Below are 22,454 nucleotides of genomic sequence, written 5' to 3'. Positions count from 1 at the left end.
ATAGCGCCCGCTTCAGAAAAGTGCCAGCAAAGACAAAAGCAGCGGCATCAGCACCGCCGTGGCGATACCGTTCAGGCCCATGCCAAGGGCGGCAAAAGCACCGGCTGTTTCATTTGTCTGGAAGGAGCGCGCCACACCTATGGCATGCGCGCTAAGCCCCAGAGCAAATCCACGGGTCGCCGGATCATGGATACGCAGCACCTTGAGCAACAATCCGCAGATCATGGCACCCGATATACCAGTTATGGCGACCGCCACGGTAGTCAATGACGGCAGGCCACCATTTATGGCAGCGACTTCCATCGCAATAGGCATGGTGGCTGACTTTGGACCTAGTGACATCTGGGTCTGCACACTGGCGCCCAAGGCCCAGGCGATTCCTATGGCTGACAAAATGGCGCAAGCCGAACCCGCCAGCAGTGCCACCATGACCGGCAGAAAAAGGCGCTTCAGTCGGCCCAACTGGCTGTACAACGGTATGGCCAGAGCCACAGTCGCGGGCCCGATGAGAAACTCCAGCAGCCAGGTGTTTTTTGCGTAGACCTCGTAGGGCGTACCGGTGGCATACAGAAAAGCAACCACCCCGATGACAGCAGTGAATACAGGCAGCAGCAAGGGATTCCCCCCGCTGCGTTGATAAATCGTTGCGGCAAGCAGATAAGCCGCCAGAGTGAAGCCCAGCCAGAACAGCGGGGTATCAGCCAGATAAGCCCAGGCCGCGAGCAGACTGCTGCTCATGACTCATCTTTCCCGGTTATACGCAGCATCCAGCGCAGTGTTACGGCGGTAACCACGACGGTCAGCCCCACCCCTGCGATACAAGCCAGCAGAAAAGGTATCCACTCGCGTTCAAGCGGACCGATATACAGCATGATGCCGGCCACCGGCGGGATGAACAGCAGCATCAGGTGTTTGAGCATGTGGTGACAGGTGTCGCGCAAACCGGCCGGCACACGGCCATACACCATAAGCGCCGCCAGCATGAGCAGCATGCCGATCAGGGCGCCGGGCAATGGCAAGCCCGTAAGCCGCGCCAGAACCTCTCCGGCGGCCTGCATCAGGAATAACGTGGTTAGTGCAAACAGAATGGGCATATGGATATGCTGGCCGGATCAGTTGTTACGACGAGTGAAGCCGCACACTAGCACACTGTTGCGGGACGCCTCAAGCCCCAGCCTTGTTGCATGGCTGCAGCCGCAAGCAATATTGCAGCGACACCCAGCCACTGCATCCATTGCAGTCTGTACCCGAAAGCGATCCAATCCACCAGAATGGCCACAACCGGATAAATGAATGACAGCGCACCGGTAATGGAGGTCGGCAGCTTCTGAATGCCGCCATACAGCAATATGTACATCAGGCCGGTGTGCACCACCCCCAGCGTCAGCAGAGTCAGCCAGGTTATCGGCGGTTGACTCGCCAGCGACTCTACCTGGACAAACGGAGCCAGCAGCAAAATTCCGCTGCAGACCTGAATCAACGCGATCAGGTAGGGAGGCGTCCCGGTCAGCTTCTTGACCACGATCGCAGCCACGGCGTACAAGAACGCAGCGCCCAGGGCCAGAGCAACACCCACGAGGTAATTGCCCGCGCCATAAGCTGGACCGGCACCATGCTGCTGTGTGATCGCCAGCATTCCCACGAAGGCCAGACCGAGCCACAGCACTTTGTCGAGTGTGATGCGCTCGCCCAGAAACAAGGCTCCCAAGCCTACCAGCATGAAGGGCTGCGTGTTGTACACCGCGGTTGCAATGCCTATAGAGGCACGGGAATAGGCAGCGAACAGCAACAGCCAGTTGCCCACGATGGCCACGCCGCTGATCAGGGCCCAGAAAAATCGTGTCCAGCCCAGCCTTTTCGGGTTCAGATAGCCCATCAGTGCGCAGATCAGCAACAGCACGGGAGCCCCGATGGCACAACGCCAGAACACGACATCGGACACCGCCTGACCCGACATCAGCACAAACCACCCTATCGTGCCCGAAATAACCATGGCACTTGCCATTTCGAGAGAGCCGCGTTTTATCTGTTTATCCACTAAACACACTCCAGAGTTTGATGGCAGGGTATATTCACCTTTTACTCAAGAAAACGCGATGCCGGACGAAACAGACCAAATTCTAATCTCTGCGCTCATGGAAAACTCACGCTGCTCGCCGAAATGAAGCACAATCTTTGCCAGCCGCCGGCGTTCGTCCTTATGGTGGCGGGCCTGTTGCTTCTCTCGGGTTGCGCCCTGCCACCCTTCAACCCCGACGCGACCGCGCCACGCACCGAAGAAGTATCGTTTGATCAACTGGGCCAGACGGACTTCAACCGCACTGTCACCATCGCCATGCGCGACAATCTGGACAGCCTGACACGCCTGCTTGAAAAGCTCTATCGCCGCAACCCTGCCGAATGGCGCAAGACCGGCGAACCCACGATAGAAGCTGCCATCGAGCGCGGGCGCCGCATGATAAATAGCGGCCGGCCGCCCCCGGAACTGGCCGGACTGCGCGACATTGAAATCCTGGCCGTAGCGCTCGATCCCGTATATACCGGTGATCGGGTCGGCGCCTTCGTTGCCGGCATGGCAAACATGATCATCAGTGCACACGATGGCGAGACACGCTTCTACATATCCGATGTGCTCAACGCCGAACATGTCTATAACGCCGCCCGCAACGTCGAAACCGCAGCCTGGCTGCTGGCTACCCGGAAAAGTCCTTCCGGCGCTCCCCTGCTGTGGGCCAATGAAATGAGCGATTCGGCCACCAACCTGAGCTTCGAGCGCGAGTTCGGCGCCCTGATAGGTCGGCTGGACCTGGTAGCGAATTTGCTGGACGAGAATTTGCGCCGTGTGGGCATCAATTACGTACAAGGCTTGCTGTTCTTTAACTTCCTGCCAGTGCGTTGACAGTCAGCACGTCCTGATGCCCGAATACTCTATACTTTCGTTTTTGTAAACTATTCTCATTCTGCATTTAATGCTTTCTGCTCAAACATCGGGGATTGCCGAGACGCACTATCGGCAACTGCTCAAGACGCGCTGGCTGCTGATTGCCGCACTGGTGGGTGTCATCGTATTTTCGATGCTGGCCGACTTTACCCTCGGCCCTTCCGCACTGACCTGGGCTGATTTGTTCCACACGCTGCTGCAGCCCGCTGATGCAGAACCCACCATGCGGGTCATAGTCTGGGAGTTCCGCCTGCCGTATGCCATGATGGCTGTCGTAATCGGCATGGCACTGGGGCTGGCCGGCGCCGAAATGCAGACCATATTGAACAACCCCCTGGCCAGCCCGTTTACGCTGGGTATTTCGTCAGCCGCCGCGTTTGGCGCCTCACTGGCCATCGTTCTTAACCTGTCGATACCCGGGCTGCCCCATGCCTGGATGATTTCCGGCAACGCCTTTGTATTTGCCCTGTTGTCGGCCCTGTTGCTCGATGCGGCCGCCCGCTGGGGAGCCATGAGCAGCTCAGGCCTGGTGCTGTTCGGCATCGCCCTGGTATTTTCCTTCAATGCACTGGTCTCGCTCATGCAGTTTGTGGCGAGTGCCGAAGATTTGCAAAGCCTGGTGTTCTGGACCATGGGCAGTCTGTCCCGGGCCACCTGGCCCAAAGTAGGCGCCATGGCGTTGGCTGTCGCCCTGATTTGGCCACTGGCCATGCGTGACGCGTGGAAACTGACCGCCTTGCGCCTGGGTGAAGACCGTGCATTCAGTTTCGGCATCAATGTGCAACGCCTGAGACTCACCTCGCTGCTGCGCATCAGCCTGCTCGCGGCGCTGGCCGTTTCTTTTGTCGGCACCATCAGCTTCATAGGCCTGATTGCTCCGCATATTGCCCGCCGCCTGTTCGGCGAAGACCATCGCTTCTATCTGCCGGGCAGCGCCCTGATTGGCGCCATGGTTCTGTCACTGGCTTCCATCGCGTCCAAGAATATAGCCAGCGGCAGCATCGTTCCCGTGGGGATCGTGACCTCGCTAGTCGGCGTTCCCTTCTTCCTGTCGGTGGTATTACGCCGCCAAAGCAATTGATCGCCATGCTTGAAGTCAGCAATCTGCGGGTGGCCTACCGTAAACAGGCGATTATTCCGGACCTTAGCCTGAAACCCATGGGCGAAGGACAGCTGGTCTCGCTGCTCGGCCCCAACGGCAGTGGCAAATCCACGCTGCTCAAGGCACTGGCCGGGCTGCTGCCACTGAAGCAGGGGTCGGTTCGTCTGAACGGGCAGAATCTGGAAAAAATCTCGTTCGAGCAGCGTGCACAACACGTGGTCTACCTGCCGCAATCGCTGCCGGCTTCCGTGCATCTGCGCGTGCTGGAATCAGTGCTGGTGGCGGCGCGTGCGTCTGCACTGTCAGCCGATGCCGGTCATGTTCACCTGGATCAGGTCATGGAACTCCTCAGGCGCCTGGGCATAGAGCATTTGTCCATGCATTTTCTGGATCAGCTGTCGGGGGGCCAGAAACAGCTGGTGGGCCTGGCCCAGGCGCTGATCCGGCGACCTCGCTTGCTGCTGCTCGATGAGCCGCTCTCGGCGCTGGATCTGAATTATCAGTTCCACGTCATGGATCTGCTGCGACAGGAAACCCACGAGCATGGCCTGATCACCCTGATTGTGCTGCATGATCTGAACGTTGCGCTGCGCCACAGCGATTATGCCGTCATGATCAGACAAGGCGAATTGCTGGGCGAGGGCCTGCCCTCCGAGGTCATCACCCCGGCTGCCCTGGCCGAAGGCTATGGCGTTGAAACCCGGATAGAACCATGCTCGCGGGGCATGTTGCAAGTATTGATTGACGGGCTACGTGCCCCGGTAAGGTGAAAAAATGCTATTGAAATTCGCCCGCGCATGCGCCTTGATCTGCCTGATGGCAAGCAGCGCATTAGTCAGCGCCCAGCCCATTACAGTAACCGATGCGCTGGGCCGCAGCATAAGCCTGCAGGCGCCCGCCAAACGCATCATTCTGACCCAGGCCCGCCACGTGCAGGTGCTGGCCTTGCTGCACCCCGATCCCGTCAGCATACTGGCCGGATGGTCCGACGAATTCCGCACCTCGTTCGCGAACGAGTACCAGAACTACCTGAAGCACTTTCCCGCCATTGCAGACATACCCGTGGTAGGCCGGCATACGGCCGATACCTTTTCGGTCGAGCAGGCACTTGCACTGCAACCCGACCTGGTCGTGCTTACCGCCAGTTTCGCCGGCATAGGCAAAGGACAGGACCCGGAAGACTCCCTGCTCATCAAACAGTTCAACGCCGCCGGCATACCGGTGATGATCATCGACTTCTTCGTTAACCCCATGGAAAACACCATACCCAGCCTGCGCGCCCTGGGTCAGGCCCTGGGGCAAGAGGAACGCACCGAAGCCTTCATCGAGCTGTACCAATCCCATATGGCCAATGTCGCCAAACGGCTGACCGACCTGCCCGCTGACCAAAGACCGCCGGTGTTTGTGCATGCCCACGCCGGCAGCACCGATTGCTGCAACTCGCCGGGCACGGGCACATTCAGTGAAATGATTGAATATGCGGGTGGCCACAATATAGGCAGCGATGTACTGAAAACCGTGACGGGACGGCTCAGCTTCGAATATATCAACTCCCGCAATCCGTCGATTTATGTTGCAACCGGCACCGGATCGGGCAAGCGCACTCGCACCGGCCTGGTCATTGGCACGGGCGCTGCCGAGGAAGAGGCCCGCGAGAGCCTTGAGCGCATCATTGACGCCAACCGGCTGGGTGCGCTGCCTGCGGTACGCAACGGCAACGCCCACGGAATCTGGCATGCATTCAACGACTCTCCCCTGCACGTAATCTTTATCGAAGCGCTGGCAGGCTGGATCCATCCCGAACGCTTAGGCGATATTTCCGCACAGAAGACACTGGATGAGATCAACGAACGCTTTCTGACCGTTCCTCTGGAAGGCACGTATATGGTGAACCTGAACAAATAGCATCGGGATTGTTCGAGCATGCCTGTATTTTCTTCCAACGAACACCTTCTGACCAACACCGCTGGACGTGAGTACCGCCTGCGCCTGTGGCGCCCCGCCGGCGCCGGCCCTGATGCCAGCCTGCCCACCGTGCTGTTTCTGGACGGCCATTGGCTGGACGAGACCTTGTCCTGCGCTCTGGATGTCGTCGACACAGACAAGATACAGATCGCCAGCCTGGGCTACAGGCTGGCCGAGCGCAGCATTCTGGCGCCGTGGCGCGCCCATGACTACACGCCAGCGGGCCCGCGCGGCCTGATGAGCGATCCGAGAAAAGCGGAATGGCCCTGTGGTGGAGCGGATTCATTGATGGATTTTCTGGAGCTGCAGGTGCTGCCTTTGCTGGATCAAACCGCAAAGACTGGCCCCGTCACGCTGTTCGGTCATTCCTATGCAGGCCTGTTCAGCCTTTATTGCTGGATAAAACGGCCTGCCATGTTCAACCGCTTTTATTCGGCCAGCCCTTCCTTGTGGTGGTACTGGCCACAAATGCTGGCCCTGCTGCAGGAGCGTCACCCGGGTGACTTGCTGGAAGTCGGAAATGCCCGGCCTGTGCATATGCTGGTAGGGAGCGAAGAGCGCTGGCGTCCCCAGCCTGCCGTTGCCGGAGCAATACGTGAATTTGGCGTTTCCACCATCCCTTTCGCCCAGCGGTTTCATAATGCCTTGCGTAACTCGGGGCACCCTGAAAACAGCCTGGATATTCTGCCCGGGCTGGCACATGGTCCCATGCTGCACGCCGCTGCCGGTAATGCGTTGAAACAGTTTCTGGCCACCACCGCCTAGAGCAAGCTGTTATCAGGCCCTGAAGCAGGCAAATACAAGAATGAGAAGTGTTATTATTCACTTGTTCCAGCCACCGTTCCGGCACAAGACATAGACACACACACTCATGGCAAAACACATTGGCCCCCAGCATGGCTGGCCCGAAGAATACGTACAGCGTTACCAACAGGCCGGATACTGGCGTGGAGAAACTTTTGGCACCATGTTGCGCGAGCGCGCGCTTGAACACCCCCAGCGTATCGCAGTAGCAGGCAATAAACAGCGGCTAAGCTATGAACAACTCGATCGGGATGCCTCGACGATCGGAGCGGGCCTGCTGGCCGGTGGGTTCAATGCCGGTGACCGCATAGTTGTTCACCTGCCCAATATTCCTGAGTTCGTCAGCGTCATATTCGGTATGTTCAGGGTGGGCATCGTACCCGTATACGCCCTGCCCGCCCATCGGATCACTGAAATAGAACACTTCGTGAATTCCAGTGGTGCCCGCGCCTATCTTTGTGCCGCGGAGCACGGCGGGTTCGATTACTGCAGCCTCGCGGATACGCTTAAGGAACGCTGCCCCGATCTGGAGCAAGTCTTCGTTATCGGTGAATCGTCAGGACGTCACACCAGCCTGCAGGCGCTCATGGACGGCGCCGCAGACACACAGTTGCCCGCCACGGCTGCCGCGCCGCAAGACATTGCATTCCTGCAAATTTCGGGCGGCACCACCGGTCTGTCGAAACTGATTCCACGTACGCACGATGACTATATCTACACCTTGCGTGAAAGTGCCCGCATCTGCGGGCTGGATGCCGACAGCGTCATGCTTTGCGCCTTGCCAATGGCGCACAACTTCCCGATGAGTTCACCGGGCTTTCTGGGTACCTTGTATGCAGGCGGCCGCGTCGTGCTCAGCCCCACGCCGACACCACAAGACTGCTTCGAGCTCATTGCGAGCGAGAAGGTCACGCAGTGCAGCCTTGTCCCGCCACTGCTGATGCTCTGGCTGGACGCTGCGGAACGCAGCAAACCGGATTTGTCGACGCTGCGCGTCATGCAGGTTGGCGGTGCGAAACTCAGCGCCGCAGTGGCTAGACGCGTCAAGCCGATTTTTGGTGTAACGCTCCAGCAGGTTTTCGGAATGGCCGAAGGCCTGGTCAACTACACCCGCCTGGACGACGATCAGGACACCATCATGGAAACCCAGGGACGCCCCATCAGCCCGGATGACGAAATATTGATCCTGGACGACAACGGCGTACCGGTGCCACCCGGACAGGCCGGTCATCTGCTGACGCGTGGCCCCTACACCATACGCGGCTATTACAACAACCCCGGCGCAAACCAGCGCTCTTTTGAAGACGGCTATTACCGTACCGGCGACATCGTCAAACTGACACCTGCAGGCTATCTGGTCGTACAAGGCCGGGCCGGCGACCATATCAATCGTGCGGGTGAAAAAATTTCAGCTGAAGAAGTCGAAAACTACCTGCTTTCGCATCCTGGAGTTTTCGACGCGGCCGTGGTCTCGGTACCGGATCCTTATCTGGGCGAGCGCAGCTGCGCCTTCATCATTCCCAAGAACGAAAAGCCCCGGGCCATCGAACTGAAAAAGTGGGTACGCGAACAAGGCATCGCCGAGTTCAAGGTGCCCGATCAAATCGTTTTCGTCGATACATTCAGCGAGACCGCCGTCGGCAAAATCAGTCGCAAGACTTTACGTGCGCAGTTGCGCGCCCAACTCGAACAAACACAACACAACTCATGAGCACTACTCTTACACTGGAATCCATGCGTGCCGATATTGCCCGCATACTGCACGAAGACCCGAGCGAGATTGCCGACGATGACAATCTCATGGACCTGGGGCTGGACTCCATGCGCACCATGACACTGGCCTCGCAATGGAGTGAGGCAGGCGCTCCCATGGACTTTTCCGAGATGGCACTCAACGCCACGCTGGGGCACTGGTGGGAGCTGGTTCAGGCAGGACAGTCACGCTGATCCTGATTTTCTTACCGAACCAACATTTCTTGCCACAAAGCGATTCCTGTAAGCCCGCATGCGTGCCGTTCCAGCGTTATGAAAGTCGACGATCTCAATACAACCGCGCCTGACAGCAGGCACTTCATGCAGGGGCCACAGGGCGCGGTGCCACTGACCGAAGCACAGGAAGGACTTTGGTATGCACAACGACTGGATCCGCAGAATCCGATATTCAACACCGGACACTGCACCGAAATTCGCGATACGCTGAATCTTTCGAAGTTTGTGCAGGCCATCAATCAGACGCTGCAAGAGGCCAACGCGCAGTCCCTGAGATTCATTGATCATGAGTCGGGCCCGTTGCAGTATCTGGATGACACTGCAACCCCCGTGCTCGAGATCGTGGATCTGAGTAAGCTGCCCAACGCTGCAGAACAGGCCAAAGCACAGATGCTTGGCGACCTGCGCTCGGCCATTGACCCGGTTGCCCAACCCCTTGCGCGCCACATCCTGTTCATTGCCGGCGAGCAGCATTTCTTCTGGTATCAGCGTGTTCATCACCTGGCCGCAGACGGCTATGGCATGTCGCTGATTGAAAAGCGCAGCATACAGTTGTATCAGGCATTCATAGGGCAAGGTGCTGAAGGCACGCCACTGACCCCTTTCCAGGAAGTCGTAAAGGAAGACATCGCCTATCGGAAAGGTGTGAAGCGCACCGAAGATGCGTCTTTCTGGCTGGACCAGTTGGGCGGGTCTGACGAAGTCGCCAGCCTGTGTGCCGCTCCTGCGCTGACAGCTTCCGGCATCCTTCAAGCCAGACGCGAGCTGGACGAAGATCTGATTGCGCGATTGCAACACCGGCAGGAACAGGCCCAGTGCAGCTGGCCGGACATGCTGACGACATTGATAGCAGCCTATGTACAGCGCCATACCGGCCAGGACATAACGGTGATAGGCGTTCCCTGGATGGGGCGCATGGGCAACGCAAGTGCACGCAGTGTTGCAACCATCATGAACGTAGCACCGCTACCGCTGCACATAAGCCAGCACGAACCGCTTGATACCTGTTTTCGCGCTGCGTCCAGGCAATTGCGTCTGGCCCGCAAGCACGGTCGCTATCGCAGCGAGCAGCTACGCCGCGATCTGGGGCTGCTGGGCGGGCTGCGACGCCTTCACGGGCCATTGGTCAATATCCTGCCCTTCGACGCGCCCTATCGACAATCAGGGCTGCAGGCGCATCAGGAAGTGCTGTGTGCAGGTCCGGTCGAGGATCTGAACTTCAACTTCAGGGCCATGGCAGATGGCTCGCAGCTGCGGCTGGAGCTTGAGGCCAACCCCAAGCTGTATCGACAACACGACCTTGATACGCATCTGGAACGAGTGATAGGTTTCATAGACCGTGCCCTGCAAGCCGAGTCCCTGGCTACCGTGCAAACGCTGGGCCCGGTGGAATGGCAACACTGGGTACACGGTGTCAACCAGACCGGACACGACGTTCCCGACACAACGCTCAGTGCCTTGACCCAGGCAAGCTGTCGGGATCATGCCGGGCGTATCGCCCTGCGTTTCGGTGAGCGAGTAATCAGCTACCGCGAATTTGACACCATGGTCGGCCGCGCCGCAGCTGGCTTGCGCATGGCCGGCGTGGGCTCAGGCGACGTAGTCGCTGTTGCCTTGCCCCGCAGCGACCTCATGGTCATGAGTCTGCACGCCATCCAGCGGGCAGGCGCCGCCTACCTGCCGCTGGATATTGAACAGCCCGACGACCGTATCGTTCGCATACTGGCTCTGGCACAACCGGCCTCCGTCATAGGTGACGCCAGCACACTGCCCCGGCTGTCGGGGGCATGCGCGCAGCTGGATGTCGAAACCCTGTTCACGTCCGAGAACGAGTTACCGGCCTGGTCCGCACCGGTGGCCAGCGATCCGGCTTATGTCCTTTTCACCTCAGGCTCCACGGGTGAGCCCAAGGGTGTCGTAGTCAGCCACGGCGCCATAGTCAACCGTCTGCTGTGGATGAAGGCCCACTACGGACTCACACCAGAGCACAATTTTCTTCAGAAGACGCCCTATACCTTTGATGTTTCGGTTTGGGAACTGTTCCTGCCCATGCTTTGCGGCGCCACGCTGGCCATTGCCGAGCCGGGGCTGCATCGCGATCCGCATGCCCTGAACCAGTTGATCAGGAATCAGAACGTCAACGTTGTGCATTTTGTGCCGTCCATGCTGGTTGCATTCCTGAATGAGCCTGAAAGCCGAGGACTTAAGCTCGACCATGTGTACTGCAGCGGCGAAGCATTAAGTGCCGGCTTGCGCGACCGATTCCATAGCCTGATCGACGCCCGGCTGCACAATCTTTACGGCCCGACCGAAGCCGCGGTCGACGTGAGTTATTGGCACGCACATCGGGATGACCGTTCCGATCCACTGCCTATAGGTTTGCCGGTATGGAATACCCAGCTTTACATTCTTGACCAGGATCTGCGACCGGTGCCCCCGGGCGTGACAGGCACTTTATACCTGGGCGGACGCCAGCTGGCCGACGGCTATCTGGGCCGGCCGGACCTGACCGCAGAACGTTTCGTGCCGGATCCGTTCGCCGCGCAGGCCGGAGCACGGATGTACGAAACCGGCGACCTGGCCCGCTGGCGCCAGGACGGCGCCGTGATTTACCTTGGCCGCCTGGACCACCAGGTCAAGATACGCGGTCAACGCATAGAACTGGGCGAGGTCGAAGCGGTACTCGGTCGCTACCCTGCATGTCGTGAGCTGGTTGTCGTGGCACGGGAAGACACGCCCGGCCTGGTTCGTCTGGTCGCCTATATGGTGGCGCATGAAGGCCGGCATGGCTCGCCCGATGACGCTCTGGCTTTTGCCAGAGACCATCTTCCGGAAGCCATGGTGCCCTCGGCCATACTATGGCTGGATGCACTGCCCGTAAACGTGAACGGCAAGCTCGATCGCAAGGCCCTGCCCGCGCCGACGTTTTCAGCCGGCAGGGGCCGCCAGGCGCAAACCGCAACCGAGCTCCTGGTCGCCCCGCTATTCAGGGAAGTCCTTGGACTGGCGAACAATCCAGCCGCCGACGATGACTTCTTCTCGCTGGGCGGTCACTCTTTGCTGGCGGCCCGGCTGGCACTGCTGCTGCGAAAACAGTTTGCACAAGATCTGACGCTGGGAGCCATTTTCGAGCACCCCACGGTTGCACGGCTGGCCTCTTACCTGGACCATGCAGACACCACGGCCCTGCCTGCGCTGGGCCATGGCTTCGGCAGCAACTTCACACTTCAGCCCGACGCCGGGCAAGAACGCCCTGCCCTGTTCTGCATACATCCGGCCGGCGGCCTGAGCTGGTGCTACGGACTACTGGCAAGACGATTGCCCACATCACGTCCGGTATACGGCGTGCAATCGCCCTGGCTGGATCACGAGAGCGCAGACATAGAAAGCCTGAGTGACCTGGCCAATCGTTATGCCGATCAGATCGTCGCCATGCAAAGTGAAGGCCCCTATCACCTGGCAGGCTGGTCGGTAGGAGGCATCATTGCGCACGAACTTGCCTGCGTGCTGGAAGCAAGAGGACACCATGTGGGCGTGGTATGCCTGCTCGATGCCTATCCCAGTGATGCCTGGCGCGAACGTCCGGAGCCCGAGCACGACGCAGCCTATAAGGCCATCATGCATATCGCAGGCTATGATCCTGACGCACTGGGCCCCGGAAAACTCAATCGCGAGGGCGTCACGACCTTTCTGCGCGACAGCGGACATGCACTGGGCCAACTGACGGATGACCAGCTGGGCGGCATTCTTGCATCGGTCGACCACAGCAACGCACTGGTACGCAAGCACCATCACCGAACCTATGGCGGCGAGCTGCTCTACTTCCGCGCGGCTCTGGATCATCAGGGCGAAACCCTGCATCCCGACATGTGGCTGCCCTGGACTACCCGAATGCAGTCTCACGACATTGACTCTTTGCACGCGCACCTGACCGGAGAGCACGCAGTCGCGCAGCTGCTGCCCACGCTGGATCGGGCCTTGACGGCGGCCGACGCGGCGGCCTGTCGTATGGAGCAGCCATGCGATTAGCGCTTGCTGTTCCGCTCACCCTTTAACGCTTACTCATTTCAACCTGGCTGTCCAGTCTGATTACATCAAGGACATTAAATGCAAACCCATCTTATTGCCATTAAGCTTAGTAGAGCTATCGCTTTGAAACGTACTGCTGCCCTGCTCGCCGCCCTGACCTTGTCCGGCGGCAGTGTGTACGCCGACAGCCTGTTCGACCAACCCGACCCGAACTTCAATGGCAGGGTTAGCAGCACGGGCGTGGTAACACCCGGAAGCACGGCCAACATCAGGGGTTCCGGATTCAAGTCCGGACAGGAAATTCAGTTGCTGCGCAGTGGCCAGAACATCGCGAAGGATCAGGTGCTGACCGCTGATCAGGAAGGAAAATTCAGCACCACCGTCGCCATCCCTGCCGACGCTGCTGTTGGCCGCCATCCTGTCGTTGTGCAAATTGCAAAGCCATCGGCCGCCACCATATTTGAACTGAAGGTATCGCCTGATATCAAATTCGCTGGTGCGGACAAATTCGATATCGCATCAGAGCGCCTGCTGCCCGGCATGTACCAAAGCGCCTACAGTGCAGCCAGCAACGCATTGTTTGTCACCTCGTCAGTGGGCCGCCCTCCGGTCAAGGAGTCGACGCTGCTCAAGGTAAATGCCGACACCCTCAAAGTAGAAGGAAATGTCACGCCCGCCGTGGACAAGAGCGATGACAAAGGCCAGGTCATGGCCGTCTATGGTGTAGCCGTTGATGATGTACAGGGCACGGTATGGGTGACCAACACCCGGGCCGACACGATCGCCGTGTACAAGCAATCTGACTTGTCATTGATCAAGCAGTTTGACCGCGGTGTCGCCCCGCACGCTCGCGATGTCGTAGTGGATGGAAAGCACCATCGCGCCTACGTATCAGCTTTTGGTGTGAGCGAGATCCTGGTCTTCGACACACAAAAGCTTGAGCAATTGGATTCCATCGCCATCAAATCCGGGACACGTGAAGACTTCAGCCCCCTTAGCGTGGAACTCGACCTCAAGAACAACAAACTTTACACCGTCAGCCTGACCACCAACGAAGCTGCCGTGATCGACCTGGCCAAACAGGAAACCGTCAAAGTCTACGCGCTGCCGGGCGCCAAGGGTGCCAGCGGTGTTACGGTCGCGCCGGAAGCACAAGTTCTGTTTGTCGCATCGCAAGGTAGCGACAATGTGCTGCTTGTCGATCTGAATAACGGCAACGTCCTGCATACCGTCAGCGTCGGCGCCGGCCCGCTCAATGCCGTTTGGGATGCGAAGAGCAAACTGGCCTATGTCGTCAGCCGCGCCGCAGGTTCCATTGCCGTCATTGACCTGGACGGCAAGCTGATCGCCAACCTGGATGCCGGCAGCCTGCCCAACCATCTGAGCACAGACGGTAAAGGCCATGTATTTGCCATCAACAAGGCACGCGGTAAAGAAGACGAAACGCGTGACCGCATCACCAGAATCAGCGTGAAATAAAACACGTGCGACCCGGACATACATGGCCGGGTCGTTATCGAACAGTATAGGAATCACAAGCCGTGAGCATACCTGCCATCGCCGCTTACCCCATGCCCAGCACCGAGCCCAGGCGACGTGTCAACTGGACGCTGCAGCCAGACCGGGCAGTGCTGCTCATTCATGATATGCAGCACTATTTTCTGCACAAGTACGACGTAAATGCCGAGCCCATACCTACCCTGATCAGAAATATAGTCGCCCTGCGCGAGCAATGTCATGATCTTGGCGTGCCGGTAATCTATACCGCCCAGCCTTCAGTTCAGCCTGCCCAGGACCGGGCGCTGCTGACTGATTTTTGGGGGCCTGGCCTGAGCGACCCGAGCAATGCAAAGCAAGTATCGATTATTGACGCGCTTGCTCCTGCACCGCAGGACACCGTATTGACCAAATGGCGCTACAGCGCCTTCTACCGCTCGGCGCTGAAGAAGCTCATGCAGGACCAGGGTCGCGACCAGCTGATCATCAGCGGCATATACTCACACATAGGTTGCATGACGACGGCGCTTGATGCGTTCATGAACGACATTCAGCCTTTTTTTGTCAGCGATGCAACCGCTGACTTTTCAGCTGCGGAACACGCCATGGCCATAGAGTACGTTGCACAGCTTTGCGGCGTATCCACCAGCACCAGGCAGCTCCAGCATTGGCTGGCCTCCCATGCCTTGCAGGACTCACAATGACTATCAGCAGCTCAGGCGAATTTTTTCAGCAATGCGTCGTCATCAGCGGCGCCGGCAGCGGCATAGGCTACACCCTGACTCAAAAGTTGCTGGCACAGGAAGCGCGCATAGTCGCCCTGGACCTGGATATTACGGCCCTGCAAGCCTTGCAGACCAGTTATCCCGAGCAGCTCCACGCCATCCAGGTGGACGTTTCCGATTTCAATGCAGTCGTGCTTGCGGTAAACGAAGGCATCGAGAAGTTCGGCCCTGCTGACAAACTGGTTTGTGCTGCAGGCATCCTGCAAATGGGCAACATTACCGAACTCACCCCCGAGCAGTGGGCACGCACCTTTGCATGCAACACCAACGGCGTCTTCAACCTGTGCAATATAGTGGCCAAGCAAATGCAGGCACGTGGGAAAGGCGCCATTGTTAACATCAGCTCGAACGCCGCCGGCACTCCCCGCATGGCCATGGGAGCCTATGCCGCTTCAAAGGCTGCAGTGACTCAGCTGAGCCGTTGCCTTGGGCTGGAGCTGGCATCCTCTGGAATACGTGTAAACATTGTATCTCCCGGATCGACCGACACGCCCATGCAACAGGCCATGTGGAAAACCAGCAGCTCCGCACAAAACGTCATTAACGGATCGGGCCAGCACTATCGCCTGGGCATACCTTTACAAAAAATCGCCACTCCGGACGAAATTGCCGAAGCGGTACTTTTCCTGCTGTCGGATCGTGCCACCCACATCACCTTGCACGATCTGCGGGTGGATGGCGGCGCCACGCTTGATCAATAAATGCGCTTGATTCAACCATGCCTTCTGCTCTGCCTGCTTTGCCTGACAGGCCTTGCCCCGGCTCAAACCCAGAACACTTCAGCCCAACCTTCTGCCAGTGCAGCGCCGAATACGACAAACGCCCGCTCCGGGCGCGTCTCTGAGCTGTATCGATTCGAAACGCATGAAATGGTGTCGGCTGACGGCCAGAGACACTACCGCATAGAGCTGTCGATTCCGCGCGCAAGCCCTTCGAATAACGGCTATCCGGTGTTGTATATGCTCGATGGCAATTCGGCCATGGCTACGCTGACCGCAAGGGATTTTGCTTCGATTGCGGGTGACAACGCACCGGTACTCGTCGCTATCGGTTACGACATAGACGGCCGGCTTGACGTCGACGCACGCTCTTATGACTACACGCCGCCGGTCATGGATAACGGCAAGCCGGTAACCGCACCGACGGTCGGTGCCCGTGTCGGCGGCGGTGCAGATATCTTTCTTGATCTGCTCACGACACAGATCAAGCCACTGGTGCAGGCACGCGCCAATATTGACTTAACGCGGGAATCGCTGTGGGGTCATTCGTATGGCGGCCTGTTCGTAGTGCACACCTTGCTCACCCAGCCCGACACATTTGATCGGTACATCATGGGTGACCCTTCAGCCTGGTGGCATGACGGCGCAGTCATGCAGGCGTGGGAGGCCTTCGACAAACAGCTGGCGGTCAACAAGCAGGTAGCCATTCTCGTTGGCACGCGCATGCGTGCTTCACGTCAAGCGGCCGCCCGTGGCAGCCACCGCGGTGAATATCTGCGCAGCGCGAGCAAACAGATTGCCGATGGCCTGCACGGTGCAGGTGCAGACGTTAGCTATGAGGAGTTTTCAGAGTACGGGCACGGCCAGATGAGCCTGGTATCGCTGCAGCGTGCGCTACGCATCGCCACAGCCCCATAAAGCCGCGCTATTGGTATGCCGGAGTGTTAGTCCAGCATATCCTGGGGAATATTGCCGCCATTCTGTGCAATGCGGGCCAAAACCGCCTTATGCAACCACATATTCATTTGTGCGGAATCCCCCATCAGATCGGCAGGACATCCCAATTCTCCGGCCAGTTCCTTGCGCGCCGCCAGGCTGCTGTCCAGATCCAGCAATTTCAGCAAGTCGACAATTGAAGTACGCCAGTTAAGCTTCTGGGGGTTGGAGGCGGCTTTTGCTTCAAGCTGCGCAACAACGTCAGTGACCGGTATCGATGCCGGGGCGGCAGGTGCACTGGCTGTCACATCGGCGGCAGCAGCTGATGCGTAATCAGGCGCTGCCGTTGCTGCGTCAGGCGCTTCTGCTGCCTGGGCGCTGCCGATGCCAAGTTTTTCTAAAATCTTATTGAAAAATCCCATGATGGTTCTCCTGGAATGTAGCGTAAGGGATTTCGAGTATAAGATGCCGACAGAATGAATATTGTCTGGCGACGGGCGTCTTTACCATTCTTGACGCCTTCCGGCACTCACCCGCTCTTGCCCGCCGTCACTATAATCACAAGCTGGCAGGCAGAATGACCTGCCTGCCAGAACCCCCACTTTGGAATCGACTTATGTTTGCCGCTCCCGATCGTATTGCCGCCACCATTTTTGCCGAACTCGACGATGCCACCCATCGCTGTGATGGCACGGCTTCCTGGCTGACAATTCACCGGCCGGGCGCGCCCAGTTGCAGCTTTATCGAAGGGCCGGCATTTGATAAGGCAGGCAATTTATGGATATGCGACATCCCATGGGGACGCATCTTTCGTATCTCTCCAGAACGCAACATCGAACTCATTATTCAATATGACGGCGAACCCAACGGCCTGGCCTTTCATCCCGACGGACGCCTGATCATCACCGATTACAAGAACGGCCTGATGGCACTGGATACCACAACCCATACTTTGAGCGCGTACTATGACCGGCCCAACGGCGAGCGCTTCAAAGGAGTCAACGATCTAGTCTTCGCAAAGAATGGCGATATCTATTTCACCGATCAGGGGCAGACTGGCTTGCATGATCCAACCGGCCGGCTGTTTCGCCTGACCGTTCAAGGCAAACTCGAATGTCTGCTCGATAACGTGCCCAGTCCGAACGGACTGGTCCTTGCTCCTGACGAACGGTCGGTATTGTTGGCCGTCACACGCGACAACGCGGTATGGCGCTTGCCACTTAATGCCAACGGCGGTGTCAGCAAAGTAGGCGCATTCATCAGGCTTAGCGGCGGTGGCGGGCCTGATGGCCTGGCAATGGATGCCAAAGGCAACCTTGCCATCTGCCATCTGGGCATGGGTTCGGTGTGGATCTTCAACCAGATCGGCGAGCCCATCCGGCGCATACAGGCACCCCAAGGTTTGCTGACCACCAACGCCGCTTTCAACCACGACCAGACAGGCCTGTACATCACCGAGTCAGAAACAGGCAAAGTCCTGTACGCGAAGGTGGACTGGTAGGTTCACCGCCTGACCCGGGGCTTGCCTGACCAGACCAGGCCGCAGCGGGCCTCCCCTATTCCAAGCATGATATTTGCTTGCTGCTTCTGCAGGTTCACTAACAGGAGCAGCCCATGGCCCCAAAAGACACCACAAAACGCACTGCCGACAAGCAACGTAGAATCGAGCACCGGCAAGACGAGAAAGACGCGCTCAAATCTGTCAAAAAATCCGGAAAGAATGCGGCCCAGACGGGTGTGCGCAAGCAGCCTGAACCACCCATGCCCTCCCAGCACCTGGAAAAACCAGGTATGGAAGAGGATATGAGCGTCAAACCCAGGTACGATGCGCCCCATTATCATGGCAGCGGCAAGCTCAAGGGGTTCGCCACCATCGTAACCGGCGGCGACTCGGGAATAGGCCGTGCCGTGGCTGTCCTGTTTGCACGCGAAGGCGCGGATGTGGCCATCGTCTATCTTGAAGAACAGGCCGATGCCGAAGAAACCAGGCAGGCCGTTGAAGCCGAAGGCGCAAGATGTTTGCTCATTCAAGGCGACGTAACTGAACCGGCCTTCTGTGAAAAGGCCATCAGGAAGACGGTAACGAAATTCGGGCGACTGGATGTATTGGTGAACAACGCCGCCTTTCAGGAGCACGCCGAGAGTCTGGCAGACATCACCGACGAGCGCTTTGATCTGACCATGCGCACCAATATCTACGGTTATTTCTACATGGCCCGCGCGGCCGTGCCGCACCTGAGCAAAGGTGGCAGCATCATCAATACGGGATCAGTCACCGGCCTGAGAGGTCATGGCACGCTGCTTGATTATTCCAGCACCAAGGGTGCCATTCACGCCTTCACCATGTCGCTGGCTTCCAACCTGATCAAGCAGGACATACGCGTGAACGCGGTGGCACCCGGGCCCATATGGACGCCACTGAATCCGGCAGACCAGCCCGCCGGAAAAATTGCCTCGTTTGGAGAAAAGACGGCCATGGGCCGCCCCGGGCAGCCCGGGATAGTTCCAATGGGCAACACCCGCGAGCGAGGCCCCGCCGAAGAGGCTTAAATGGTCAGGACGTCTTACCCGCAATAGGCCCTGACCACCGTATCATAATCGTTCAATTGCAGGTTCAGGCGCTCGGCGCGATAGTCACGGGTGATGGCCTGCCCCGGACGGATGACACGGACCGTGGCAGCGCCGCTGCTGCGCAGGGCCTCTTGTTCCTGCGATGGAGAGATATGCTTGCCGGTGACATGAGACGCTTGCGAGGCATCGCAGCCATGTGATGGCGAGCCGGACGGTTCGTTCAGGTCCACAGATGAACAACTGGCAAAAATGAACGCTGTGGCAAATACCGTTAGAGCACGTTTGAGCATACAACCTCCTTGGTGTCGGACACCTGAAAACAGGCACCTTCTGCTTCAATTTTGCCATATCGACGCAATTCATCTGAACTTTCTTCCGGGCACATTTATTGCTGCAGTGTCTGGATCGTCATTTTTTCAGACAGTTCAGCAGGCCGAACCGTGCCTGTCCGGAAAATCACCAGGGAAAGCACTGGATTACAAGTAGCCGGCTGCCCAGGCATACCGCTTGCTGCCGAACCTGCAAAACAGCACATCTTATTCATGCATCAACATGGGAAGCTATTCATGACCAAATTCGCCAAAGCCACCGAAGCCAAATATCACGAAGGATACATACGCTTTAACTGGAAACATGAAGGAGAGGATCGCAGCTTCGAGATTTCCGACGAAGCGCTGATACAAGCGTTCGGCGCGCGGGATGCCACGGCAACTGAACTGCTGGAGGCGTTTGAACGTGGGCGCGAACAGATCAGCCTTGCTGTCGAGCAATCGCTGAATACGCCGACAGATGGCGTTACCGAACTGGGCAGCGGAGATTTCGCACAAGACAATGCCCGACACCAAGGAGACTCTTATGAAAAAATGTGATTCCTGCGGTAATGAATATGATAAATGCTTTGAACTGAGCATTCAGGGGAAAACCTATACCTTTGACAGTTTCGAGTGTGCAATCCATAAGGCCGCGCCAAGGTGCGAACACTGCAGCATGCCCATCATTGGACACGGCCTGGAAAAAAGCGGAAGAATGTTCTGTTGCGACCATTGCGCCACCAGGGCGGGCGTCACCGAACTGCGTGACCGTGTCGACTAAGCACAGAAAACGCAATTATTTTTCCTGCTTTCCTTCTTCTTTGCCCCATGCAAGGAATTCACCATGCCAGCAAAATCAAAATCCCAGCAACAGGCGGCCGGCATCGCGCTGGCGGCCAAAGAAGGCGATAAGAAAGTCAGTGAACTGAAAGGACCCGCCAAGTCCATGTACGAGTCCATGAGCAAGAAAGAATTACATGACCTGGCGGCGACCAAGACCAGGAATAAGCCAGATCACAAGTCCGACAAAAAATAGCCGCAAGGCCGGGATTGTGCTGTTTGACCCGCTTCAGGCCTGAAGGGACTTCAAGATGGCGGCCATCCAGATTGACACCGCCATAGCGCCTCCGTCGGGCACGCCAATGGCGCGTTCACCCAGATAGCTGGCCCGGCCCAGTGCCGCTTGCAGCCCGGCGGTTTCACGCGCATGCCGATCGGCGGCACTAACCGCCGCCTCGAACGCTTGCACTGGCCCGATACCCTGCTCCAGTACCTTACGCCACGCTTGTGCGGCCGGCTGCAAGGCGTCGACCATGGTACGGTCGCCGACCCTGGCTCCACCAAGCTCGGTAATGGCTTCGGCGCCCGCCGCAAAAGCCTGCTGCCATTGCTGGGCCGTGGGCGAACTCACACCACTGAGCACACGCGCCGCCCGCATGAGCGCTGTTGCATAGAAAGGCCCGGAGCTGCCGGCAATGGCACCCTGCAAAGCGTGTGCCGCCGATGTCAGCGCTGCCTCGGCACTGCCACTGACATGCGCGGGCAGCGCTCGCAATGCAGCTGCACCACGGCTCATGCTTAATCCCAGATCGCCATCCCCGCCCTTGCTGTCCAGTTCAGTCAGGTAATCTTCGGCTGCGGTCAAGGTATCGGCAACTGTTGTCAAGGCCTTGGCTATCACGGCTTGTTGTGGACCGGGCTGCAAGTCGTCAAACTGCGGCCTGGCACGCCTGGGCAAGGTGCAGGTCTGCAAAACGCCGGTAGCCTGCCCGGTCACCGGCCACGCCCTGGCCACTGTCGGACTATCCAGCAAAGGCATCCATTCTGGCTCAAGCCTGAGCAGCGTGATCGACATTCCCTGCATTTCGAGTGCGGTCATGAAGTTGCCAACATACACACGACTGGCTGGAAGACCGCTGTCGCCCAGCTTCTGCAACAGGCGCCTTGCAGTGATGTGCAGCTCCATGACCGGCGTGCCGCCCAGGCCATTCACCATGACGGCAACGTCCCTTGCTCCGGAAGCATCGAGCCCATTGAGCGCTGCATCAAGCAAAACATCGACGATGTCGTCGGCAGGCATCAGTTCGGCGCGCCTGACACCGCGCTCACCGTGTATGCCCAGGCCGAACTCTATTTCATTGTCGGCCAGGTCAAATCCGGGCTGGCCACTGGCAGGTATAGTGCAGGCGCTCAAGCCAACGCTCATGGACTGCGTGGCTGCTGACACGGCTCGCCCCAGGGCAACCACATCGGCCAATGCCCAGCCTTGCGCCGCGGCTGCACCCACAATCTTGTGTACAAACACAGTCCCTGCCACACCCCGGCTGCGCTCGGGTCGCACAGTGCTGCGCAACGCAACATCGTCGGCGACGACAATGATTTCGGTGGGGATGCCTTCTTGTATGGCGAGTTCTGCCGCCAGCCCGAAGTTAAGGCGATCTCCGGTGTAATTCTTGACGATGAGCACGGCGCCGGCCGGACCGGCGGTTGCCATGATGGTGGCGAAGATGGAATCTACATCAGGCGAGGTAAAGACGTCGCCCGCGACTGCCGCGGTAAGCATCCCCAGCCCCACATAACCTGCGTGCGCCGGTTCGTGCCCGCTGCCGCCACCTGATATAACGGCGACCTTGCGCTGCGCCGGGTCTGCCAGGCCTTGCTGGATGATCACTTGGGCATCATCTGCAAGCATAATGTCACTATTACCCAGGGCAAGACCTTCAAGCATCTCGCGAACGACATTATGAGGGTTGTTGATCAGCTTCTTCATTTGCCACCTATCAGTGAGTATGTTTGCAGGCAGTG

At 58.3% G+C, this 22,454-nt stretch carries 22 protein-coding genes; 16 read left to right on the top strand and 6 right to left on the bottom strand.

The features are described 5' to 3' along the window. Positions 1-12: 12 nt before the first annotated feature. The 3 genes from LKR43_RS03780 to LKR43_RS03770 are packed head-to-tail and all read right to left on the bottom strand — an operon-like array spanning position 13 to position 2,005. A complete protein-coding gene (locus LKR43_RS03780) occupies positions 13-738 on the bottom strand; it encodes an LrgB family protein (RefSeq protein WP_227682520.1) in 726 nt (241 codons plus the stop codon). Continuing rightward, positions 735-1,088, bottom strand: a complete 354-nt coding sequence (locus LKR43_RS03775) for a CidA/LrgA family protein (protein WP_227682809.1) — start codon at positions 1,086-1,088, stop codon at positions 735-737. Before LKR43_RS03775 ends, LKR43_RS03780 begins: the two co-directional genes overlap by 4 nt. A gap of 53 nt (positions 1,089-1,141) precedes the next feature. Next, a complete protein-coding gene (locus LKR43_RS03770; RefSeq protein WP_255675960.1) occupies positions 1,142-2,005 on the bottom strand; it encodes a DMT family transporter in 864 nt (287 codons plus the stop codon). Between the two features lie 156 nt (positions 2,006-2,161). On the opposite strand from LKR43_RS03770, the gene LKR43_RS03765 reads away from it, so the two are divergent. The 12 genes from LKR43_RS03765 (at position 2,162) to LKR43_RS03710 (ending at position 16,749) form a co-directional block, all read left to right on the top strand. Beyond that, on the top strand, positions 2,162-2,899 hold the full coding sequence (locus tag LKR43_RS03765; protein ID WP_227682518.1) for a hypothetical protein: 738 nt from the start codon (positions 2,162-2,164) through the stop codon (positions 2,897-2,899). A 70-nt stretch (positions 2,900-2,969) separates the two neighbouring features. Continuing rightward, positions 2,970-4,022 (top strand): iron ABC transporter permease, encoded by a 1,053-nt coding sequence (locus LKR43_RS03760; protein WP_227682517.1) that lies wholly within the window; start codon positions 2,970-2,972, stop codon positions 4,020-4,022. A 5-nt stretch (positions 4,023-4,027) separates the two neighbouring features. Next, complete coding sequence (locus tag LKR43_RS03755; RefSeq protein WP_227682516.1) at positions 4,028-4,813, top strand: ABC transporter ATP-binding protein; 786 nt, start codon at positions 4,028-4,030, stop codon at positions 4,811-4,813. Between the two features lie 4 nt (positions 4,814-4,817). Continuing rightward, the gene (locus LKR43_RS03750; protein ID WP_227682515.1) at positions 4,818-5,948 is read left to right on the top strand and encodes an ABC transporter substrate-binding protein; all 1,131 of its coding nucleotides are present in this window, start codon (positions 4,818-4,820) and stop codon (positions 5,946-5,948) included. An 18-nt stretch (positions 5,949-5,966) separates the two neighbouring features. Next, on the top strand, positions 5,967-6,773 hold the full coding sequence (locus tag LKR43_RS03745; protein ID WP_227682514.1) for an alpha/beta hydrolase: 807 nt from the start codon (positions 5,967-5,969) through the stop codon (positions 6,771-6,773). Between the two features lie 106 nt (positions 6,774-6,879). Continuing rightward, on the top strand, positions 6,880-8,523 hold the full coding sequence (locus LKR43_RS03740; RefSeq protein WP_227682513.1) for a (2,3-dihydroxybenzoyl)adenylate synthase: 1,644 nt from the start codon (positions 6,880-6,882) through the stop codon (positions 8,521-8,523). After that, positions 8,520-8,759: a phosphopantetheine-binding protein gene (locus tag LKR43_RS03735; RefSeq protein WP_227682511.1), complete on the top strand. Its 240-nt coding sequence runs from the start codon at positions 8,520-8,522 to the stop codon at positions 8,757-8,759. Before LKR43_RS03740 ends, LKR43_RS03735 begins: the two co-directional genes overlap by 4 nt. 78 nt (positions 8,760-8,837) lie before the next feature. Next, on the top strand, positions 8,838-12,830 hold the full coding sequence (locus LKR43_RS03730; protein ID WP_227682510.1) for a non-ribosomal peptide synthetase: 3,993 nt from the start codon (positions 8,838-8,840) through the stop codon (positions 12,828-12,830). 78 nt (positions 12,831-12,908) lie between these two features. Then, entirely contained in the window at positions 12,909-14,309 is a 1,401-nt protein-coding gene (locus LKR43_RS03725) for a YncE family protein (RefSeq protein WP_227682509.1), read from the top strand. 62 nt (positions 14,310-14,371) lie between these two features. After that, positions 14,372-15,031: an isochorismatase family protein gene (locus LKR43_RS03720; protein WP_227682508.1), complete on the top strand. Its 660-nt coding sequence runs from the start codon at positions 14,372-14,374 to the stop codon at positions 15,029-15,031. Further along, positions 15,028-15,813 (top strand): 2,3-dihydro-2,3-dihydroxybenzoate dehydrogenase, encoded by a 786-nt coding sequence (gene dhbA, locus LKR43_RS03715; RefSeq protein ID WP_227682507.1) that lies wholly within the window; start codon positions 15,028-15,030, stop codon positions 15,811-15,813. The genes LKR43_RS03720 and dhbA overlap by 4 nt, the downstream gene beginning before the upstream one ends. Before the next feature lie 168 nt (positions 15,814-15,981). Next, positions 15,982-16,749 (top strand): alpha/beta hydrolase, encoded by a 768-nt coding sequence (locus LKR43_RS03710; RefSeq protein WP_227682506.1) that lies wholly within the window; start codon positions 15,982-15,984, stop codon positions 16,747-16,749. A gap of 26 nt (positions 16,750-16,775) precedes the next feature. On the opposite strand, the gene LKR43_RS03705 is transcribed toward LKR43_RS03710, so the two are convergent. Further along, a complete protein-coding gene (locus LKR43_RS03705) occupies positions 16,776-17,189 on the bottom strand; it encodes a DUF3597 domain-containing protein (protein ID WP_227682505.1) in 414 nt (137 codons plus the stop codon). Between the two features lie 194 nt (positions 17,190-17,383). Here LKR43_RS03705 and LKR43_RS03700 point away from each other — a divergent pair, with 194 nt between their 5' ends. Beyond that, entirely contained in the window at positions 17,384-18,268 is an 885-nt protein-coding gene (locus tag LKR43_RS03700; protein WP_227682504.1) for an SMP-30/gluconolactonase/LRE family protein, read from the top strand. A 113-nt stretch (positions 18,269-18,381) separates the two neighbouring features. Continuing rightward, a complete protein-coding gene (locus LKR43_RS03695; protein ID WP_227682502.1) occupies positions 18,382-19,317 on the top strand; it encodes an SDR family oxidoreductase in 936 nt (311 codons plus the stop codon). 14 nt (positions 19,318-19,331) lie between these two features. On the opposite strand, the gene LKR43_RS03690 is transcribed toward LKR43_RS03695, so the two are convergent. After that, positions 19,332-19,628, bottom strand: a complete 297-nt coding sequence (locus tag LKR43_RS03690) for an I78 family peptidase inhibitor (protein WP_227682501.1) — start codon at positions 19,626-19,628, stop codon at positions 19,332-19,334. 276 nt (positions 19,629-19,904) lie between these two features. On the opposite strand from LKR43_RS03690, the gene LKR43_RS03685 reads away from it, so the two are divergent. Beyond that, positions 19,905-20,207, top strand: a complete 303-nt coding sequence (locus LKR43_RS03685) for a DUF1488 family protein (protein ID WP_227682499.1) — start codon at positions 19,905-19,907, stop codon at positions 20,205-20,207. Between the two features lie 286 nt (positions 20,208-20,493). Next, entirely contained in the window at positions 20,494-20,685 is a 192-nt protein-coding gene (locus tag LKR43_RS03680; RefSeq protein ID WP_227682498.1) for a DUF3008 family protein, read from the top strand. 33 nt (positions 20,686-20,718) lie between these two features. On the opposite strand, the gene dhaL is transcribed toward LKR43_RS03680, so the two are convergent. Further along, positions 20,719-22,419, bottom strand: coding sequence for a dihydroxyacetone kinase subunit DhaL (gene dhaL, locus LKR43_RS03675; RefSeq protein WP_227682497.1), 1,701 nt, complete (start codon positions 22,417-22,419; stop codon positions 20,719-20,721). Positions 22,420-22,454 lie beyond the last annotated feature (35 nt).

This window comes from Pusillimonas sp. MFBS29 (assembly GCF_020687695.1).
GTDB lineage: Bacteria > Pseudomonadota > Gammaproteobacteria > Burkholderiales > Burkholderiaceae_B > Pusillimonas_C.
Note: the sequence above shows the minus strand (reverse complement) of the source record. Positions and strands in the feature narration are given on the sequence as shown.

Excerpts from the sequence above, each read along its gene's own strand:
- LKR43_RS03780 (WP_227682520.1), bottom strand. The coding sequence starts at position 738 with ATGAGCAGCAGTCTGCTCGCGGCCTGGGCTTATCTGGCTGATACCCCG.
- LKR43_RS03690 (WP_227682501.1), bottom strand. The coding sequence starts at position 19,628 with ATGCTCAAACGTGCTCTAACGGTATTTGCCACAGCGTTCATTTTTGCC.
- LKR43_RS03765 (WP_227682518.1), top strand. The coding sequence starts at position 2,162 with ATGAAGCACAATCTTTGCCAGCCGCCGGCGTTCGTCCTTATGGTGGCG.
- LKR43_RS03745 (WP_227682514.1), top strand. The coding sequence starts at position 5,967 with ATGCCTGTATTTTCTTCCAACGAACACCTTCTGACCAACACCGCTGGA.
- dhaL (WP_227682497.1), bottom strand. The coding sequence starts at position 22,419 with ATGAAGAAGCTGATCAACAACCCTCATAATGTCGTTCGCGAGATGCTT.
- LKR43_RS03750 (WP_227682515.1), top strand. The coding sequence starts at position 4,818 with ATGCTATTGAAATTCGCCCGCGCATGCGCCTTGATCTGCCTGATGGCA.
- LKR43_RS03685 (WP_227682499.1), top strand. The coding sequence starts at position 19,905 with ATGACCAAATTCGCCAAAGCCACCGAAGCCAAATATCACGAAGGATAC.
- LKR43_RS03755 (WP_227682516.1), top strand. The coding sequence starts at position 4,028 with ATGCTTGAAGTCAGCAATCTGCGGGTGGCCTACCGTAAACAGGCGATT.
- LKR43_RS03770 (WP_255675960.1), bottom strand. The coding sequence starts at position 2,005 with ATGGCAAGTGCCATGGTTATTTCGGGCACGATAGGGTGGTTTGTGCTG.
- LKR43_RS03725 (WP_227682509.1), top strand. The coding sequence starts at position 12,909 with ATGCAAACCCATCTTATTGCCATTAAGCTTAGTAGAGCTATCGCTTTG.
- LKR43_RS03730 (WP_227682510.1), top strand. The coding sequence starts at position 8,838 with ATGAAAGTCGACGATCTCAATACAACCGCGCCTGACAGCAGGCACTTC.
- LKR43_RS03695 (WP_227682502.1), top strand. The coding sequence starts at position 18,382 with ATGGCCCCAAAAGACACCACAAAACGCACTGCCGACAAGCAACGTAGA.
- LKR43_RS03735 (WP_227682511.1), top strand. The coding sequence starts at position 8,520 with ATGAGCACTACTCTTACACTGGAATCCATGCGTGCCGATATTGCCCGC.
- LKR43_RS03680 (WP_227682498.1), top strand. The coding sequence starts at position 20,494 with ATGCCAGCAAAATCAAAATCCCAGCAACAGGCGGCCGGCATCGCGCTG.
- LKR43_RS03740 (WP_227682513.1), top strand. The coding sequence starts at position 6,880 with ATGGCAAAACACATTGGCCCCCAGCATGGCTGGCCCGAAGAATACGTA.
- LKR43_RS03700 (WP_227682504.1), top strand. The coding sequence starts at position 17,384 with ATGTTTGCCGCTCCCGATCGTATTGCCGCCACCATTTTTGCCGAACTC.
- LKR43_RS03710 (WP_227682506.1), top strand. The coding sequence starts at position 15,982 with ATGGTGTCGGCTGACGGCCAGAGACACTACCGCATAGAGCTGTCGATT.
- LKR43_RS03760 (WP_227682517.1), top strand. The coding sequence starts at position 2,970 with ATGCTTTCTGCTCAAACATCGGGGATTGCCGAGACGCACTATCGGCAA.
- LKR43_RS03705 (WP_227682505.1), bottom strand. The coding sequence starts at position 17,189 with ATGGGATTTTTCAATAAGATTTTAGAAAAACTTGGCATCGGCAGCGCC.
- dhbA (WP_227682507.1), top strand. The coding sequence starts at position 15,028 with ATGACTATCAGCAGCTCAGGCGAATTTTTTCAGCAATGCGTCGTCATC.